The following is an 18,952-nucleotide window of genomic DNA, read 5'->3' on the forward strand; positions in this document are numbered from 1 at the left end:
GGCTCCCCTTGTCGGGGAGCCGGCGGCGAAGCCGACCGAGGGTAGCCCAACGAGCCTTGACGCAGGGCTCAACGAGACAGCGAATCAACCGAAACGACCAATCGAACCCAAAATCACACAACACAGGGGAGTGACCTGACGATGAGCAAGCACAGCGTGGACCGCATCCTGTTCGGCGCCGCCTACTACGACGAATACATGCCCGCGGGCGAGGACCGCATCGAAACCGACATGAAGATGATGGACGCGGCCGGTATCAACGTGATCCGCATCGCCGAATCGACCTGGAGCACCTGCGAGCCGCAGCTTGGCGCGTTCGACTTCAGCCACGTGGACCGCGCACTGGACGCCGCGCAACGCCACAACATCAACGTCATCGTGGGCACGCCCACCTACGCCGTGCCCGCCTGGCTCGTGCGCATGCACCCGGACGTGCTCGCCGTGACCCCGAACGGCCCCGGCAAGTATGGCCCGCGCCAGATCATGGACATCGTCAACCCCGCCTACCGCTACTACGGCGAGCGCGTGATCCGCGAGCTCGTCAAGCACGTGGCGAACCACCCGGCCGTCATCGGCTACCAGGTGGACAACGAAACCAAGTACTACGATTCCGTGAGCCCGGACATGCAGGCGCTGTTCGTCAAGTACCTGCGCGGCAAGTTCAACGACGACCTCGACCGGCTCAACGCCCACTTCGGCCTCGACTACTGGTCCAACCGCGTGGACGCCTGGGAGGACTTCCCGGACGTGACCAACACCATCAACCAGTCGCTGCGCGGCGAATTCGACCGTTTCCGCCGCGCGCAGGTGGCCGAATTCCTCGCCTGGCAGGCGGACATCGTGCGCGAGTACGCCCGCGACGACCAGTTCGTCACCCAGAACTTCGACTTCGAATGGCGCGGCTACTCCTACGGCGTGCAGCCGGCCGTCGACCACTTCAAGGCCTCGGCCGCCGTGGACATCACCGGCGTGGACATCTACCACCCCACCGAGGACGAGCTGACCGGCACCGAGATCGCATTCGGCGGCGATATGACCCGTTCCACCAAGAACGGCGCCAACTACCTGGTGCTCGAAACCGAGGCGCAGGGCCAGCACGGCTGGGTGCCGTTCCCCGGCCAGCTGCGCCTGCAGGCCTACTCGCACCTGGCCTCCGGCGCGGACATGGTGGAGTACTGGCACTGGCATTCCATCCACAACTCCTTCGAAACCTACTGGAAGGGTCTGCTGTCGCATGACATGGAATCGAACCCCACCTACGAGGAGGCCGGCGTGTTCGGCCGCGAGGTGGCGGATCCGGCCGTGGGCGAGCGCCTCATCCATCTGAAGAAGCGCAACAAGGTGGCCATCATGGTCTCCAACGAGGCCCTGTCCGCGCTCGAATGGTTCCGCGTGGAGACCGGCTTCCCGGACGGCACGGGCGTCAACTACAACGACATCGTGCGCCGTGTGTACGACGCGCTCTTCCAGCTCAACGTGGAATGCGACTTCCTGCCCGTGGACGCGCCCACCGAGCGCCTCGCCCAGTACGCCATGATCATCACCCCGGCGCTGTACTGCACGCCGGAGGAGACCATCGCCCGCCTGCGCGGCTTCGTGGCCGGCGGCGGACACTTGGTCTCCACGATGCGCTCGTTCGTCACGGACGACGAGGTGACCGTCTGGCACGACCGCGCGCCGCACGGCCTCACGGACGTGTTCGGCCTGAGCTACAACCAGTTCACCCGCCCGAAGGGCCGCGTGCCGGTGGTCTTCGCGGACGACGCCGCGCTCGCCGGCACGTCTGAAGCCCCGGCCGAGGCGCTCATCGAACTGCTCAAGGCGGATGCGGAGGCTGGCACCGAGGTGCTCGCCCGATACGGCCATTACGCCTGGGAATCCTACGCGGCCGTGACCCGCCACGGATTCGGCAAGGGCAGCGCCGAATGGATCGGCACGCTGCTCGACGCCGACACCATGAAGGCCGTGATGCGCGAGGCCGTGGCCCACGCCGGCATCGAGCCGGCCGGACTGGCGCTCGCGGGCAAGGTCGCCGTGCGCCAGGGCGTGAACCAGGCCGGTGAGACCGTGACCTACCTGCTCAACTATTCGGCCGATGAGGTCACGTTCGCCAGCCCCGTGGCCGGTTCCGTGGTCGTGGCGCCGCAGGTCGTGGGCGCCGACGGTCTGATCGACGAAGCCGCGTCCGCTTCGCTCGCCGTGCGTCCCGGCATGCCAGTCTCGGTCGGCGACGAGCTGACGATTCCGCGCTGGAACCTCGCCGTCATCGCCGGCTAAGCGGCCTGACCGGGCCGTCGTGCGGAACCTCGCCGGCGGCCCATGATGTAGGGAATATCCCATGATGTAGGGAAAGTCCCATGGTGTAGTGATGGAAAACGGCGGAATTCCGCCAAAGCCAAAAATGCCATCCCTGCATCATGGGACTTTCCCTACATCATGGGGCATGCGGTGCAGGTACGGCTTATCGGCTGTCTGCCGGGCAACCTGTTCGGATTGGTATCTATCGAAAGGTAGATACCTTCTTTATTTGTCGTTATAGTGAGCAAGACACGCCGGTGAATCGCAATGATTACTTTGCGTTATCATTTATCTAGTAGCTGTTAGATAAAGAAGTCAGCTGACGGCGAAGAAGCATAACTCAACGAAGAGCAGCGCGCCCGCCATGCCCCGCGAGTCGCGCAACCATCACCGAAAGAAAGGAAATCCATCATGACCACATGGATCGCCACCACCCCGGATGCCAAGCTCGTGGACCGTTCGGCCGAAGTCGCCGCCACCGGTGCCACCGCGGCCCCGGATTTGGCTCTCGACGGCAACGAATACCAGGCGCTGCGCGGTTTCGGCGGCTGCTTCAACGAACTCGGCTGGCTGCCGCTGCAGACCGTGACCGAAGCCGAACGCGACCAGATCATCAAGGAGCTGTTCGACCCCGAGGAGATGAACTTCACGTTCAACCGCGCTCCCGTGGCCGCCAACGACTTCGCCGACCACTGGTACAGCTACGACGAGGTCGAAGGCGACTATGACATGGAGCACTTCTCCGTCGAGCGCGACGAGGAGACCCTGATCCCGTACATCCACCGCGCCCAGGAATGGCAGCCGGACATGCGCCTGTTCTCCAGCCCGTGGTCCCCGCCGACCTGGATGAAGCGCCCGAAGGCCTACAACTACGGCCGTCTCATCCAGACCCCCGAAAACCTCAAGGCCTACGCCAAGTACCTGGTCAAGTACGTTCAGGCCTACGCCGAGCACGGCATCACCGTGAACCAGCTGCACGTGCAGAACGAGGTGTTCGCCGACCAGAAGTTCCCGAGCGCCCTGTGGGACGCCGAGGCCCTGAAGGTCTTCATCCGCGACTACCTGGGCCCCGCCTTCGACGAGGCCGGCCTCGACACCGACATCTGGCTGGGCACCCTCAACGGTCCGGAAGACATGAAGTGGACCGGCGGCGGCTACGGCATGGCCCTCAACAACTACAACCGCTTCGTGGACAACATCCTCTTCGACGACGGCGCCCGCCACTACATCAAGGGCATCGCCTACCAGTGGGCCGGCCAGAACTGCATCGCCCGCACCCACGAATCGTGGCCGGAGATCGAGCTCATCCAGTCCGAATCCGAGTGCGGCGACGGCCAGAACACCTGGGAGTACGCGGAGTACGTGTTCCACCTCATCAACCACTACTTCCGCAACGGCGCCACCGCCTACACCTACTGGAACATGATCCTGGACGATCAGGATTCCACCTGGGGCTGGTGGCAGAACTCCCTGTTCACCATCACCGCCGACACGCACGAGGTGCGCCGCAACCCCGAATACTACGTGATGCGCCACTTCTCCAAGTACGTGCGTCCGGGCGCGGTGCTGCTTGGCACCACCGGCCACTTCAACTCCATGGCCATCGCCTTCCGCAACCCGGACGGCACCATCGTGGTCGTGGCCCAGAACGCCCTCGAGACCGAGCGTCCGTTCGAGTTCGCCGACCCGTCAGACGCCTCCCGCGGTCTCAAGGTCACGCTCGCCCCGCGCTCCTTCAACACCTTCGTGCTTGACTGAACGATCCTATGATCGGTGATCGACGGATGCCGATTGGGTGACCAGCATCGACTGATTGCGTTGTGACCGGCTCCCCTCCCATCATCGGGAGGGGAGCTTTTTGCGTTGATTGGCCTGTTGCGTGTGCCGGCAATGCCGATGCCGCGGGCAATGCCGGTGAAGGTGAAAAGGCGAAGGTGGTGCCGCCCCTGTTCGGTGAGTTGGGCGGTCGCTGATGATATCGTTGTCATGGACAGCAGGCAGCACCAACGCAAAGGAGCACGGCATGACCTTCCCGAAACTGAAGACCAATCCCGGCATGAACCCGGCGGCGGTGATCCAGGGCGACCGCTGGCGCATCGGCATCCTCACCGAATCGCTCATCCGCCTCGAATGGCAGGAAAATGGACATTTCGAGGACCATGCCACGCAGATGGTCGTGGACCGCGACTTCGCCGAGGAAACCCCGCACTTCACCCAAACCATCCGCGACGGCCTGCTCATCGTGGACACGCCGGCCCTGCGCCTGACCTACGACATGCAGCCCTTCAGCAAGGAAGGCCTGAGCATCGTGGTCAAAGGCGTGGCCAACTCCCAGATGAACACCTGGCATTACGGCGACGTGCAGCGCGGCAACCTGAGGGGCACCGCCCGCACGCTGGATGAGGTGAACGGCGAGACCAAGCTGGGCCTCGGCGTGATCTCCCACGACGGCTGGGCCGTCATCGACGACTCCGCCTCGAACATCATCGTGGACGGCGCCGAAGCCGCCGAGGTCAAGGGCGAGGCCAACCCGTTCGGCACCTGGGTCGTTCCACGTGACAACGATGGCACAGATCTCTACTTCTTCGGCTATGGCCACCGCTTCGTCGAGGCCGTGCAGGACTTCTATCGCCTGACCGGACCCACCCCGCTGTTGCCGCGCTTCGCCCTAGGCAACTGGTGGAGCCGCTACCACCGTTACACCGAAGCCGAATACCTGAAGCTCGTGGACCGCTTCGAGCAGGAGGGCCTGCCGTTCACCACCGCCGTCATCGACATGGACTGGCACCTCGTGGATGACGTGGACCCCAAATACGGCTCCGGCTGGACCGGATACACCTGGAACCGCAAGTTCTTCCCCGACCCGGAACGCTTCCAGCGCACCCTGCACGAGCACGGCCTCAAAACCACGCTCAACGTCCACCCGCGAGACGGCATCCGCGCCTTCGAGGATGGCTACGAGGCGGTGGCCGAGGCCATGGGCATCGATCCGAAGAGCGGCGAACCGGTGGAATTCGACCTGACCAGCCCGCGCTTCATGGACGCCTATTTCAACCTCCACCACAACCTCGAGAACATGGGCACCGACTTCTGGTGGCTCGACTGGCAGCAGGGCGGCGTGACCCGCCAGAAGGGTCTCGACCCGCTGTGGATGCTCAACCACATGCACTACCTCGACTCCGGACGCGAGGACCGCTGGCCGCTCACCTTCTCCCGGTACGCCGGCCCCGGTTCGCACCGCTACCCGGTCGGCTTCTCCGGAGACACCGTGGTCACGTGGGAATCGCTGAAATTCCAGCCCTACTTCACCTCTACCGCATCCAACATCGGCTACGGCTGGTGGAGCCACGACATCGGCGGCCACATGTTCGGCTACCGCGACGAGGAACTGGAGGCCCGCTGGTACCAGCTCGGCACGTTCAGCCCCATCAACCGCCTGCACTCCACTGATTCGCCGTTCAACGGCAAGGAGCCGTGGAACTTCCACGCCGAAACGCGCAATGCCATGGACAAGGCCCTGCGCCTGCGCCACATGCTCCTGCCGTACCTGTACGCCATGAACTGGCGTGCCGCCGCCGAAGGCCGTCCGCTGGTCGAACCGATGTACTGGCAGTCGCCGGAGAACGCGAATGCCTACGGCGTGGAACAGGAGTTCCGCTTCGGCACCGAACTCATCGTGGCCCCGATCGTGACCCCCGCCGACCGCGACGTGCAGATGGCCAAGGCCGACGTCTGGCTGCCGCAGGGCACCTGGTTCGACTTCTTCACCGGTCGCCGCTACGAGGCCCGTCCCGCCGCTGGCCGCAAGTTCGAGGTCTGGCGCGGGCTCGACGGCATGCCCGTGTTCGCCAAGGCCGGCGGCATCGTGCCGCTGCAGACGCTGGATGAACTGAATGGTCGTGAGAACTCCGTGGCCAACCCCGCACACCTCGACGTGCTCGTCTTCCCGGGCGCATCCGGCGCATTCGCGTTGAAGGAGGACGACGGCACCAACCAGGCCCGTCCGGACGAATCGGCCCTGGCCGTCACTGCCATGAACCTCGCGTGGGGTGGGGAAGTGGCCGGCGAAGGCGAGCCCGGCGAGTCCCGCTTCGTCATCGCGCCTGTGTCCGGCAACCGTGCGGCCGTGCCCGAATTCCGCACGTGGACCGTCACCTTCCGTGGTGTGGCGCGGAACGATTCGTCCGTCACCGGGCCGACCGTCACGGTGGACGGCAAGCCGGTCGAGGCGCAGGTCTCGTACGATGCGGAGTCGCTGAGCCTCACGGTGACGGTATCCGACGTGCCGGTCAGCGCGGAACTTGCGATTGCCGCAAAGCTTGCGATCGCCGACGACCCGTCCGTCGAGGACGCCTTCCGCGTGCTGTACGACGCGCAGATCGACTACCTCACCAAGGAGCGCGCCTACGGGCTCATCCGCGAGAGCGGGGCGGGGGCACTGGGTGCGCTGCATACGTTGGAAAGCACGGCCAGCGACCGCCCGCGCCACGACTTCGATGACTCGCACATGCCGTCCGCGGTGATTCAGGCCATCGCCGAACCGCTGCTGCGCACGATGTGATCGCCTTTCCCGCCTTCTCTTTTTGGGAGGGGGCGGGATACACTGGGCAGCTATGTCCACACAATCCACACAGCAGGCGACGCCCAAGCGCGTCCGCAAATCTCCCGAGGAACGCAAACGCGAAATCCTCGACGCGGCGGTGCGCCTCATCTCCGAGCGGGGATACAACGGCATCTCAGTACAGGACGTGGCCGATGCGGTGGGCGTCACCAAGCAGGGCGTGCTGCGGTATATCGGCAGCAAGGACAACCTGCTCGCCATGGTGTACCTCGAAAACTACAATGCCACCGGCAACGTGGAGGATTTCCGCGCATCGGGCGAGCCGGGTTCCGAGGAAGGCAACCTGCGGCTGCCGTCCTACCTGAGGTTCCTGGTACGGCACAACTCCCGCCGCCGCATGCTGGTGCAGCTGTTCTCCATCCTGCAGGTCGAGTCGTTCAACCCGGATCACCCGCTGCACGATGAGTTCGCCGACCGTCAGAATTCGGTCTGGCGCTATTATTCCTGCTTCGAATGGCGGGTCCCGCCCGCGTTCGACTCGTTCGACGACGTTCGTCCCACCGTGCGCAAGGCCCTGGAGATCATGGACGGCGTGCAGCTAAGATGGCTGCGTGAGCCCGCCATCGACCTCAACGAGGAGTGGGCCGAGCTGGAGCCGATGATCTTCCCGTCGCCCCTGTGGGACGGGTACCGCTGACCCGGCTGATTTCGGGGGCGGACGTTTTTTCGATTGTTGTCGAATCGTTATCTAACAACCATTCGCAAATAACGGACTGTCCGGTCAGTCGGAGGCTTTGCCATGCTACGCTGACTGCGGTAAACGTTTTCTAACGATGGTGAGGTTTTCCATGGTGGAGAAAAGCGCGGCGGACGTGCAGCGACATCGTCCCGAAACCGAGGCGAGGCGCAAGGCGATCCTCCAGGCGGCCGTTGAGGTGTTCGGGCAGAAGGGCTCGGCCAAGGGCACGCTGGAGGAGGTCGCCGAAAAAGCGGGTATGACGCGCGCCGGCGTGCTGCACCACTTCGGCTCCAAGCAGCGCCTGCTGCTGGAAACCATGCAATACCGCGATTCCATCGACGTGGCCGGCTACGCGAACAAGCACATTCCGGACGGCGCCGATCTGTTCCGTCATCTCATCAAGACCGCGCAGATGAACCAGCAGCGCAAGGAGATCACCCGCGCCTACGTCACGCTGTCCTCGGAGTCCGTCGCGGACGGCAACGTCGGATACGAATACTTCAAGCACCGGTACGAGGTGCTGCGCGGCGAGCTGTCGGACGCGCTGAAGGTCATGGGCAAGGCGCGCGGCGTCGAAGTGGACGAGAAGGTCGCGTTGAACACGTCGGCGGCCATTCTGGCTGCCATGGATGGTTTGCAGCTGCAGTGGATCCTCGATCCGGAGGCCGTGGACCTGTCCGAAGCCACGGAGTATATGATTCGTGCGCTGGTGGCGCAGGTGTTTAACCCGGGGGAGCAGGCTATCTGAGTTGCGTTATGCGCGGAATCCGGGTTTGGTGCCTTTGCTGGATACGATCCGGCAAAGGCAGCTTTGTTTTTGGCGGAAGCGGCCATTTGCGCGGCTTTTCAGGTGATTAACGCGATTAAGACATGCCGGTCAATTGTTCTACTTGACTTACTTACTGACTCATCAGCAAGATATTCGTATCACTGATGGAGATAGGAAGGAATTTCCGGCAGTGAACGTCACAACAGGGTGACGGAGGGGGATTTCACAGATGAAATTTTCCCGAGGAAAGAGAAAACGGCATCGCCATAGGAGGTCCGTATGCGTTTTACAAATCATCTGAAGAGTGCGGCGGCACTGGTGGCCGAGCTGCAATGTTGCTGTCGGTGACGGCATGCGGCGGCGGTACCTCCGGTTCCCAATCCAGCGCAGATGATGCCACGTCCATCACCATCGCCAAGCCGGACGGCGCGGTCGGCTCCGAGAACAACAACCCGTTCATCGGCGACTCTTCCGCGATGAAGCTGGGCTACGCCAACGCCATCTATGAGCCGCTGGCCATCGTCAACATGGTCGACCCGACACAGGAAATCAAGCCGATCCTGACCTTCCTGACCTTTGTTTCGCGCGCCGCCGCGCGTCCGTGTGTCGTCGCGGCGGCGTGCTAAACTACCAATTGGTAATTAAAGGAACGTTGTTCGATTTCATCGAAGAAAGCGAAAACCCCAAATGACTGAGAACGCAGCAACCCTGCCCTACAAGAACCCCGACCTGCCCGCCGCCGAGCGCATCGCCGACCTGCTCTCCCGCATGACCCTCGAGGAGAAGGTCGGCCAGATGATGCAGTTGGACGCCCGCGGCGGCGACCTTGACGACCTCATCGTCAACAAGCACGTCGGCTCCATCCTGCACACCAGCCCGGAGGACCTGCCCCGCGCCGTCAAGACCGTCAACGAGAAGACCCGTCTCGGCATTCCGCTGGTCATCGGCGACGACTGCATCCACGGCTACTCCTTCTGGCCCGGCGCCACGATCTTCCCCTCGCAGCTGGGCATGGCGCTGAGCTGGGACCCGGCCGCGGTCGAGGCCGCCGGTCGCGCCACCGCCGAGGAAGTCTCCTGCACCGGCGTGCACTGGACCTTCTCCCCGGTACTGTGCATCGCCCGCGATACCCGTTGGGGCCGCGTGGACGAGACCTTCGGCGAGGACCCGATGCTGATCGGCGAGCTCGCCTCCGCCATGGTCAAGGGCTACCAGGGCGGCGCCAAGGCCGGTGAGGAACTGCCGAAGAACGCCATCCTGGCCTGCGCCAAGCACTTCGCCGGCTACTCCGAGACCCAGGGTGGCCGCGACGCCTCCGAGGCCGACCTGTCCCACCGCAAGCTCGAATCCTGGTTCCTGCCGCCGTTCGAGCGCGTGGCCAAGGAAGGCTGCGGCACGTTCATGCTCGGCTACGAATCCATCGACGGTGTGCCGGTCACCTTCAACAAGTGGCTCCTGACCGACAAGCTGCGCGGCGCCTGGAAGTACCAAGGCACGCTCATCACCGACTGGGACAACGTGGGCCGTTCCGTGTGGGAGCAGAAGGTCAAGCCCGACTACGTGCATGCCGCCGCCGACGCCGTCAAGGCCGGCAATGACCTGGTCATGACCACCCCGCAGTTCTACGAGGGTGCCATCGAGGCCGTGAAGACCGGTCTGCTGGACGAATCCTTGATCGACGAGGCCGTCGCCCGTATCCTGGCCCTGAAGTTCCGTCTCGGCCTGTTCGAGGATCCGCGCCTGCCGGACGCCGAGCGCATCAAGACCGTCATCGGCTCCGCCGAACACCAGCAGGTCAACCTGAAGCTCGCCCGCGAGGCCGTGGCCCTGCTGCGCAACGACGGCAACTTGCCGTTCGCCGCCGGCTCCGCCAAGCGCATCGCCGTGGTCGGCCCGCTCGCCGACGACGCCCAGAACCAGCTCGGCGACTGGACCGGCAACTCCGGCCAGGTCTCCTGGATGCCGGACGGCCAGCCGCGCGAGATGATCACCACCGTGCTCGATGGCATCCGCGAGCTCGCCGGTGAAGGCACCGAAGTCGTGTACTCCCGCGGCGCGAACGTCGTGGATCTCGTGACCGACCCGGCTGGCGAGTTCTACCCGGACGGCCAGCCCCGCCCGAAGATCGGCATCTCCGCCGCCGTGGACCAGTCCATGCTTGATGAAGCCGTGGCCAACGCGCGCCAGTCCGACCTGATCGTGGCCGTGGTGGGCGATACCGTGCAGCTCACCGGCGAATCCTGCTCCACCGCCACCCTCGAACTGCTCGGTGGTCAGAACGCGCTGCTCGACGCGCTCGCCGCCGTCTCCCGCGAAACCGGCAAGCCGATGGTCACCGTGCTCGTGAGCTCCAAGCCGCAGATCCTGCCCGCCTCCATCGTGGGCGAGGCCGGCGTGTTCGCCAAGCGCGTGAGCGACCCGTCCACCGGCACCGGCTCCATCCTGTGGGCCGCGAACCCCGGCATGAAGGGCGGCCAGGCCATCGCCGAAGTCATCTTCGGCCTGACCAACCCGTCCGGCCGCCTGCCCGTGACCTTCCCGCGCCATGCGGGCCAGTTGCCGGTCTACTACAACCAGGTGCGCGGCCAGCACGGCGACCGTTACGCCGACCTCACTCAGGATCCGGCGTTCGCGTTCGGCGAGGGCCTGAGCTACACCACGTTCGAGTATGGCGAGCCCGTCGTCACCGGCGGTGCCTCGAATGCGGACGGCACCTTCGCCGAGGGCGACACCGTGCACGCCTCCATCACCCTGACCAACACGGGCGACCGTGCCGGCGTTGAGGTCGTGCAGGCCTACATCGGCGACATCGTGACTTCCTACAGCTGGACCGACCGCGAGCTCAAGGCCTTCCAGCGCGTGGCCCTGGAGCCTGGTGAGACCAAGACCGTTTCCTTCGAGATTCCGGTGGCCGACTGCACCATCGTGGACCCGGACGCCAACCGCATCGTGGAGCCCGGCGAATTCGAGCTGCTCATCGGCCACTCCTCGCGCCGCGAGGAACTCAAGCGCACCACGTTCACCGTGGCGTGATTGACCAATCGGCCTGGCTGGTCGGTCGGCTGTCCATTGTCCGTCTAATTGGATGGTTGCATGGCCGACCGGCTGCTTGGTTGATTGATTACCGGCCCGTCCGAGGTGTCCCCGTCTCCTTTGGCACCTCGGGCGGGCTTCTTTGCGCCTGTTTTGCCGCACTGAGTGGGGTGTAAGCGAGGTAATCCGGGTAGTTGCTGCCTGTGCGACCCTTTTTGATGATGCCTCGACGTGCTGCATGGCCGATATGTGATATGTGTTGTCTGGTATGTCGAGACGATTCGAATGGAGATGCAGTGGAGCAGTACGGCCTGGTTGAAATCGAACTGAATGGCACCGCGGACGGCAACCCGTATGTGGAGGTCGAACTGTCCGCCACTTTCACTCATATCGAGACTGGCCGCACGGTGCGGGTAGGCGGTTTCTACCGGGGTGAAGGCCGCTACGCCGTGCGTTTCATGCCGGAATCGACCGGCGAATGGACCTATGCGACGGCCAGCAACGATTCCGCGCTTGACGGCATCACTGGCACGTTTGCCACGAAACCGCCGTCGCTGACCAATCATGGGCCCGTGCGGTTGGCCCCCGACGTGCTGGACGGCGAGGCGGCGGCCGCGTACGGAACCGAACTGCCGTATCGTTTCTGCTATGCGGACGGCACCCCGTACCAGCCGTACGGCACCACCTGTTATGCGTGGACCAACCAAAGCCCGGACGTGCAGGAGCGGACATTGGCGACGCTTGCGCAGACACCGTTCAACAAAATCCGCATGTGCGTGTTCCCCAAGTTCTACGACTTCAACACCGCCGACCCAGTCATGTTCGCCTATGAAGGCTCGATGGCTCACGGATTCGACCACACACGTTTCAACGAGCCGTTCTTCGCCAACCTCGACCGCCGCATCGCGCAGCTCGCCGAGCTCGGCATCGAAGCGGACATCATCCTGCTGCACCCGTACGACAAGCCCGAATGGGGCTTCTCACGCATGTCCAAAGCCGATGACGAGCGCTACCTCGCCTACATGGCTCGCCGCTATGGCGCGTACCGCAACGTGTGGTGGTCGCTGGCCAACGAATACGACCTCATGCCATGGAAGGGCCGTGGCGATTGGCGCGATTACGCGCATGTGATCATGGCCAACGATGCGTTCGGCCATTTGCGTTCCGTGCACAACTGCGTCACTCTGTACGACTGGGGCGAGGATTGGGTCACGCACTGCTCATACCAGCGTGTGGATGTGACCCGTACCACCGAACCGATCGCCGAATACCGCGAACGCTATGGTAAACCGGTCATCTGCGACGAGCCCGGCTACGAAGGCAACATCTACTGGGGCTGGGGCAATCTGCCCGGCACCGAACTCATGCGACGCTTCTGGGAAGGCGCGATGCGCGGCGGCTACGTGACCCACGGCGAGACGTATATCGATTGCGGCCCGCAGATCTGGTGGGCGCACGGTGGCGAACTGCACGGCGAGGCACCGGAACGTATCGCGTTCATGCGGTCGATATTCGCCGAGGCGCCGCTCGATGCTGCGCCGCTGGGCGCCGCGCTGCCGCTGGAGGCCGTGTGGCCGTCGGCGGCTGGGGATGCCGGTGTTGATGGAACCGTTGAGTCTTCTGCCGAGACCGCTGAGTCTGCCCACCTCGATGCGCCAACTCCCATCACCCCGGCGCAGGAAAAGGCCATGCAGTACTGGGATGTGCCCGTGCTGCGTTCCGGCCTCGACTGGCAGCTCGTGTACTTCGGCTGGTACCGGCCCGCCTGGCGCGATTTCTCGCTACCTGCCGGTCGTCGATACGCGGTCGATGTGATCGACACCTGGAACATGACCGTCGAGACGCTGCCCGGCATCCACGAACGTACCGTGCGCGTGCCCCTCGGTCGCCAATGGCTGGCCGTCCGCATTCGTCGCGTGGACTGACCGTGGCGGCGAGCGGCACGGCGGACGGGGTGTGCGGCTTGGGGCCTATGCCAATGTGGCGGTCGGCCGTGTCCATGGACGCCGGATGAACACGACCGCGGTTGTGACGGTCAGCCCGCAGGCCAAGGCGGTCTCGCCGAGCTGTAGCCACTGGGCCCATGCCGGGATGCGCCATCCGTTCTGCGCCAACACGTCCAGCGCATTGCGCAGGGCGGTCGCGGTGATGATCGTCGGAAACGTGAACGCCGCCCATGCGGGGGAAGCGGGCGTCGCGAGCATCCAGGGCAGCAGCACGGCGACGAACGCGAACAGCAACTGCGCGCAGGCGACCAGCGTCAGCATGAACGAGGGGGAGTGCCGCGGACACGTCGAGGCGTAGGACGCGACAAGCAGGCTGATCGGGGCCGTGTAGATTGTCATCGTCGGCCGGATGGCGGGCGGCAGGCCGAGCCATGCGATGCGGGTGGAGATCAGTATCAGCATCACAACGTCGATGATGAATCCCATGTGGAAGACCGTGCGCCCGGCCCATGCGAGGCCGACCGTACTGGAGTTGACTGCCGCCACCAGAACGCCCACGAACCCGACCAGCCATGCCGGACAGACGTTCTCGAGCTGGAACTCATGCAGGATGAACCTCCACAGCAGGTACCCCATCAGCATCGCGATGACCGTGGTGCCGAGCCACCACAGGATGCGCGCACCCAGCATTCCCGCATGTCCGAACCGGACCAGATACGTTCCCAGAACGATCAGCGCCATCGGCATCGTCGTCGCCAGCGGCGCAATCGTTGGATCGCGGTAATCGACGGCAAGGCCGCGGCGGATGCGCGGATTCCGGATGGCGCGTAGGTGACGCTCCAATACGGGAATCAGGAACGCGAGCCCGAATCCGGCGCATGCGATGTGCGACGGCATCCACCATGATTCAGGCAGCATCGCCGCCAAGAGATTGCCCAGCGAGAATATCGCCAGGGCGAGCCCGGCCTGTGGAATGGGCGCGGCGCTGGTCTGCGGCGGTCGGAAAAAGAGCTTGGCGGACGGGGTGCTGGGCTGTGTGTCCGCGGCGTGCTGGAACCACGGTGTATTGTTGCGGCATCGGAACATGCAGCATATAGTAGTAAGTACTTACTTACTTTTCAACATGTCGAATCGAGCCGAAAAGCCCGCCATCGCAAAGGAGCCTACGGATATGGATCTCAAGCAATACTTCGCACTGGAGAAACGGCAGAAGATCGAGCAGTTCCGCCGTCTGAACCGATTCGCCAAGAAGGGGCAGATCGTGTTCGCCGGCTCGTCGCTCGCGGAGCAGTTCCCGCTCAACGAGCTCATGCTTGACCGCGGCATCACAACCGTCATGTACAACCGCGGCGTCGGCGGGTTCACTACGCAGGAATTCGTCGACAACCTGGATGTGCTGGTGCTCGACCTTGAGCCGCGCAAGCTCTTCATCAACATCGGCACGAACGATCTGAACGGGGCCGATTTCGATATCGATGCCTTCGCCTCCCGGTACGACGGCATCGTTGGGGCCATTCAAGACGCTCTACCGCTCACCGCGATATATATGATGGCCTACTATCCGGTCAGCGAGGCGATGCTGGCGGCGAATGGTTCGTGCGGTGCGGGATTCGCGCACCGCACGAACGCGCGCATCGATGAAGCCAACGTCCGTGTGCGCGCGATTGCGGATGCGCGCGGGGCCGGTTATATCGACGTGACTGCCGGACTGCGTGATGATGCAGGCGCTCTTAAGGCTGAATCCAGCAAGGAGGGGCTGCATTTCTATGCCGATGGTTATGCGGCCATCTTCGACAACCTCATGCGCTATGCGCTCGATTGATTGCGCCGCAGCCCATATTCCATATGGGCGTTGAATGCGTGTCCGTCAGGCGGGTCTCCCGGTCGGTGCCGGCTGGCGGACGTTTGCTGTGCGGACTGTGCCGTGAGTGCTTCGCTGCCTCTTATTCCGTAACGGTGTAGATGCGTATCGGGCGCAGGTGGTAGGCCATGCAGGCGGCGACGGATGCCAGCACATAGAGGCGAGGGCGCTGACGATCAGCGACGGCGCGTAGGAGCCGAGCAGGTCATAGATGGCACCGTGTGCGGTCAGTGCGATGGCGGAAGCCGACGATGTGAATATCGCGTATCGCGAGAAGATCAGACTATAACTGCGCGGGCCGAAGCATGTGCGGGCCAGCCATGCATGCTGACCAGCAGCAGCCCCTGTGCGATGCCGCCCAGCACGCCGAAGAACACGGAGGTCGTTGGGGTGTGCGCGAGCAGTAGGCCGATCCATCCGGTCACGCCGATCGCCGCATAGCCGGCGATGACGTAGTATGCGCGGAAGCCATCCAACAGCACACCGATGACGACCTTGCCGATGGCCGCGCCAAGCATGATACCGGTCACCACGGTCGCGCCCTGCTGCAGTGTCATGCCTTGGGAGATTTCATAGCCGGAGATGTGCTGGATAAGTCCGGAATTGAATTGAAGCATAAAAGCGGCGGGGATGATCAGTATGAACGAGCGACTGCGGAAGGCGTTTTTCGCGCTAAGGCCGGCGCGAAGTGGCGCGGATGCCTGTTGCCGTGCGAATGCGCCGTATGCGTGCTCGCCCTTGGCTGGATCGGGCCGGAAAGTCAGAAACGCCGCCGAGAACGGCAGGATGAGCAGGGCGATGGCCATGCCGGTGATGAAATAGGAACGTCGCCAGCCCCATGTGGTGATCATGGTGGAGACCACGGGATTGAAGATGGCTCCGCCGATGCCGCTCAATCCCAGCGCAATGCCGAGAACCGTGCCTTGCCTGGCCTGGAACCAGTTGGACAACAGTGCCGATGGGGCCAGATAGATCGCGATAGCATAGCCGGCGCCAAGGAAGGCGAAGGCCACGTAGAACTGCCAAATCGCGGTGAAGCGGGAACACAGCATGAACATTGCGGCGCACGTGGCGACCGCCAGCGAGAGTACGACGCGAGAATCGAAGCGGCTCAACAGCCGGCCTGCGAATATGGAGGTGACGGCGGCCGTCGCGTATTCGATGGAGATGGGCAGCGCCACTTGCGCATGGGTGATGCCGAGTTCCTGGGTCAGTGTGGAGAAATACAGGCCGGGCGTGTTGATGACCAGACCGTAGCCGATGCAGGAGAGCATGCAGCAGCCTGCGAAGACCAGCCATGGTTTCCAGTGGCGAGCTGTCTTCATGTGGTTTGCGTGTGGGGGAGTGAGAGTGTTGACGTATTCGGCTATCTCCCCGTCGTTTGATTGCTTGGCTTCCTGCGTCGGTCCTCCATTTTTCACAAGTAAGTAAGTAATTACTTACCATATTCTTATGTATAGAAAACCGGTAATGAGGGGCCGCCAATCGGACTGTAAATGTTAGCTGTCTGGTTGATTCTGACTGGCCGCTAGGTCTAGCGGTAGCCTTCCCAGTGGGGGAGCGGGAAGAGGATGTCCTCATATTCGGCCCAGCATGCGAGATAGTCAATGCTCGGTTCTCCGAGCCAGCGCATCTGCAATCCCTCCATGGCCGAGCCGATGCACATTGAAAGCATGCCGATTTTATGCGGGGTGTCGTATTCGGGCGGCAGTTTCCAGGGGTAGTGGGAGATCAGCGCGCGCATGCGGTTACCGCGTTGCGCGAAATATTCGTGCGCCGGATGGTTGAGGTCGATGGCCTCGGCTCGTAGGACCAGATACAGCTGTGTCAGCTGGGGGCGTTGCAGGTTGTATCGGGCGATTTGGCGGTAGTACTCGGGCATGAGTAGAGGGGATTGTTCGCGCTGTTGATCGGTGAGCGTGAGCTTGCTGCCGATGTACCCTCTGTCGGCCTCGTTGGTGTCGTCGTATCGTTGCAGCACCAGTGTCAGCAGACCGTTCTTGTTTTTTACGTATTTCAGAAGTCCGGCTTGGGTGATGCCCACGCGGTCGGCCACTTCCTGAATGGTCATACCGTAATATCCACGTTCGGCCACCACCTGAGTGGCGGCTTCTGCGATTTCCAGTAAGCGTGCTTCGCCGCGTGCGCCCATTCGGTTTTGCCCTTTCTCGATGTTTCTGCCGCGTATCGCGGGAATGGCCGGCTTTTGCGGCCGTGTGCTCGGACTCTCTGTGCCGATTGTACGACCAGGGGCATGTTTTATGGGCGTGTCGTGCCCTTGACACAAGAGTAAGTAAGTAGTAACTTAACGTATATCACAAAAAGTAAGTGCTTACTTACTAACTGATGCGGTGACTTTGCAATGTAGGAAGCCGCCGGTGGCAAACAATTCACATCACACGAACATGGAGGTTCGGATGTCAGCCAATAAGTCTTCGGCCCGCTCATGGTGGGTCTTCATCGGATGCTGCGTGCTGTCCCTGGTCGGATTCGGCCTGATCGTTAACACGCCCGGTCTGTACTTCACCACGCTTGGCGAGGTTCTGAACGTCTCGCGTACTCAGGTTGCGTTGGCTTCGTCCATCATGGCCTTCGCCGCGCTGCCGTCCATGCTGGTCGCCGGCAAGGTCATGAAGCTCGTGGACGCACGTATCCTCATCAGCGTGTGCGTCATTGGCGTGGCCGCTCTGTTCTTCATCCAGTCGTTCTTCAACGCCGTCTGGCAGTTCTATGTCTCCTTCGCGTTGATGGGCATCCTCTACGTTATCCCGATCACGCTCGCCCCCAGCGTGCTGCTTGCCAACTGGTTCGAGGCCAAGCTTGGTACCGTGATGGGCATCGCGCTCGGTTTGTCCGGCATCGGCGGCACCATCTTCAACCCGGTCGTCTCCTGGTTCATCACCAACCTTGGCTGGCAGAACTCCTACCGCATCACTGCGGTCATCCTGCTGGTGTGCATCCTGCCGTTCTCTCTGTTCGTCTTCAAGTTCCGTCCTGACGAATCCAAGGGCGAATACGCTTACGGACACGTCGAAGGCAAGGTCGAGAACGCAGGTAAGGACAATGCCGAGCTGCCGGGTCTCGCCGCTAAGCAGGCCTTCCGTACCCCGACCTTCATCCTGTTCGCCGTTGTCGGTATCCTGCTGCAGATCGTGGCTGCCGTGGTCCAGCACATCTCCGCCCATGAGATCTCTCAGGGTCTGACCCTCGAACAGGGCGCGCTCGTCGTCTCTGGCATCATGCTTGGCGCCGCGGCCGGCAAGGCCAGCATCGGCATCCTGCTCGATTACCTCAAGCCTGAGCTCGCCATCGTCATCTACTCCCTCATCGGCCTGTCCGGCTGGGGTCTCATGGCTGTCGCCACCACACCTACTCCGGCCATTGCCGCCGGCTTTATGGCTGGCATCGGCCAGGGCGTCGTGCTCGTGGCTCTGCCTTGGTTCATCCGCCAGTCCTTCGGTCAGCGTGACTACAGCGAAATCCTGTCCATCAACGGCATGATTGCCGGCATCGCCTCCGCCATCGCCGTCACCGCGCACGGTGCCGTGTTCGATGCCACCGGCTCCTACGTGCCGTCTCTGTTCGGTAACGTGGCCCTGTACGTCGTCGCCGCCATCTGCATGATCATCGGCTTCCGTATGCGCCCGTTCAAGGCGGTTGCCAAGTCCGGCAAGTGATTACAGACCGATGACCTCGCTCCGCGCGGCCACATCATTCCTCCTCAGGTGGCTGCGCGGTTGTTTTC

At 63.1% G+C, this 18,952-nt stretch carries 13 protein-coding genes; 10 read left to right on the top strand and 3 right to left on the bottom strand.

All coding sequences use genetic code 11. The annotated features are described in order from the left end of the window. The first annotated feature begins 141 nt into the window (after positions 1-141). The 8 genes from DF196_RS03780 to DF196_RS03815 all read left to right on the top strand — a co-directional run bounded on the left by DF196_RS03780 (position 142) and on the right by DF196_RS03815 (position 13,325). A complete protein-coding gene (locus tag DF196_RS03780) occupies positions 142-2,277 on the top strand; it encodes a beta-galactosidase (RefSeq protein ID WP_109056564.1) in 2,136 nt (711 codons plus the stop codon). A 432-nt stretch (positions 2,278-2,709) separates the two neighbouring features. Then, a complete protein-coding gene (locus tag DF196_RS03785) occupies positions 2,710-4,056 on the top strand; it encodes a glycoside hydrolase family 30 protein (RefSeq protein ID WP_109056565.1) in 1,347 nt (448 codons plus the stop codon). 265 nt (positions 4,057-4,321) lie between these two features. Next, positions 4,322-6,859 carry a glycoside hydrolase family 31 protein gene (locus tag DF196_RS03790; RefSeq protein ID WP_109056566.1) on the top strand — a complete coding sequence of 846 codons (2,538 nt, stop codon included), beginning with the start codon at positions 4,322-4,324 and terminating at the stop codon, positions 6,857-6,859. Positions 6,860-6,911: 52 nt separating this feature from the next. Then, positions 6,912-7,556, top strand: a complete 645-nt coding sequence (locus tag DF196_RS03795; protein WP_109056567.1) for a TetR/AcrR family transcriptional regulator — start codon at positions 6,912-6,914, stop codon at positions 7,554-7,556. Positions 7,557-7,707: 151 nt separating this feature from the next. Further along, entirely contained in the window at positions 7,708-8,346 is a 639-nt protein-coding gene (locus DF196_RS03800; RefSeq protein WP_109056568.1) for a TetR/AcrR family transcriptional regulator, read from the top strand. A gap of 353 nt (positions 8,347-8,699) precedes the next feature. After that, positions 8,700-8,993: a hypothetical protein gene (locus tag DF196_RS03805; protein WP_109056569.1), complete on the top strand. Its 294-nt coding sequence runs from the start codon at positions 8,700-8,702 to the stop codon at positions 8,991-8,993. Between the two features lie 61 nt (positions 8,994-9,054). Further along, entirely contained in the window at positions 9,055-11,400 is a 2,346-nt protein-coding gene (locus DF196_RS03810) for a glycoside hydrolase family 3 N-terminal domain-containing protein (protein WP_109056570.1), read from the top strand. Between the two features lie 296 nt (positions 11,401-11,696). Beyond that, a complete protein-coding gene (locus tag DF196_RS03815; RefSeq protein ID WP_241519572.1) occupies positions 11,697-13,325 on the top strand; it encodes a DUF5605 domain-containing protein in 1,629 nt (542 codons plus the stop codon). Between the two features lie 45 nt (positions 13,326-13,370). Here DF196_RS03815 and DF196_RS03820 read toward each other — a convergent pair whose 3' ends face one another. Continuing rightward, positions 13,371-14,432: a TDT family transporter gene (locus DF196_RS03820; protein ID WP_109056572.1), complete on the bottom strand. Its 1,062-nt coding sequence runs from the start codon at positions 14,430-14,432 to the stop codon at positions 13,371-13,373. A gap of 85 nt (positions 14,433-14,517) precedes the next feature. On the opposite strand from DF196_RS03820, the gene DF196_RS03825 reads away from it, so the two are divergent. Continuing rightward, positions 14,518-15,168: a GDSL-type esterase/lipase family protein gene (locus DF196_RS03825; protein ID WP_158276258.1), complete on the top strand. Its 651-nt coding sequence runs from the start codon at positions 14,518-14,520 to the stop codon at positions 15,166-15,168. A 317-nt stretch (positions 15,169-15,485) separates the two neighbouring features. Here DF196_RS03825 and DF196_RS03830 read toward each other — a convergent pair whose 3' ends face one another. Beyond that, positions 15,486-16,532, bottom strand: coding sequence for an MFS transporter (locus DF196_RS03830; RefSeq protein ID WP_109056573.1), 1,047 nt, complete (start codon positions 16,530-16,532; stop codon positions 15,486-15,488). Between the two features lie 209 nt (positions 16,533-16,741). Further along, positions 16,742-17,359 carry a TetR/AcrR family transcriptional regulator gene (locus tag DF196_RS03835; protein WP_109056574.1) on the bottom strand — a complete coding sequence of 206 codons (618 nt, stop codon included), beginning with the start codon at positions 17,357-17,359 and terminating at the stop codon, positions 16,742-16,744. Positions 17,360-17,624: 265 nt separating this feature from the next. Between DF196_RS03835 and DF196_RS03840 the strand changes: the two genes are divergently transcribed. Next, positions 17,625-18,884 (top strand): MFS transporter, encoded by a 1,260-nt coding sequence (locus DF196_RS03840; RefSeq protein WP_109056575.1) that lies wholly within the window; start codon positions 17,625-17,627, stop codon positions 18,882-18,884. The last annotated feature ends 68 nt before the right edge of the window (positions 18,885-18,952 follow it).

The organism is Bifidobacterium callitrichidarum (assembly GCF_003129905.1).
In the GTDB taxonomy this organism is placed as follows: domain Bacteria; phylum Actinomycetota; class Actinomycetes; order Actinomycetales; family Bifidobacteriaceae; genus Bifidobacterium; species Bifidobacterium callitrichidarum.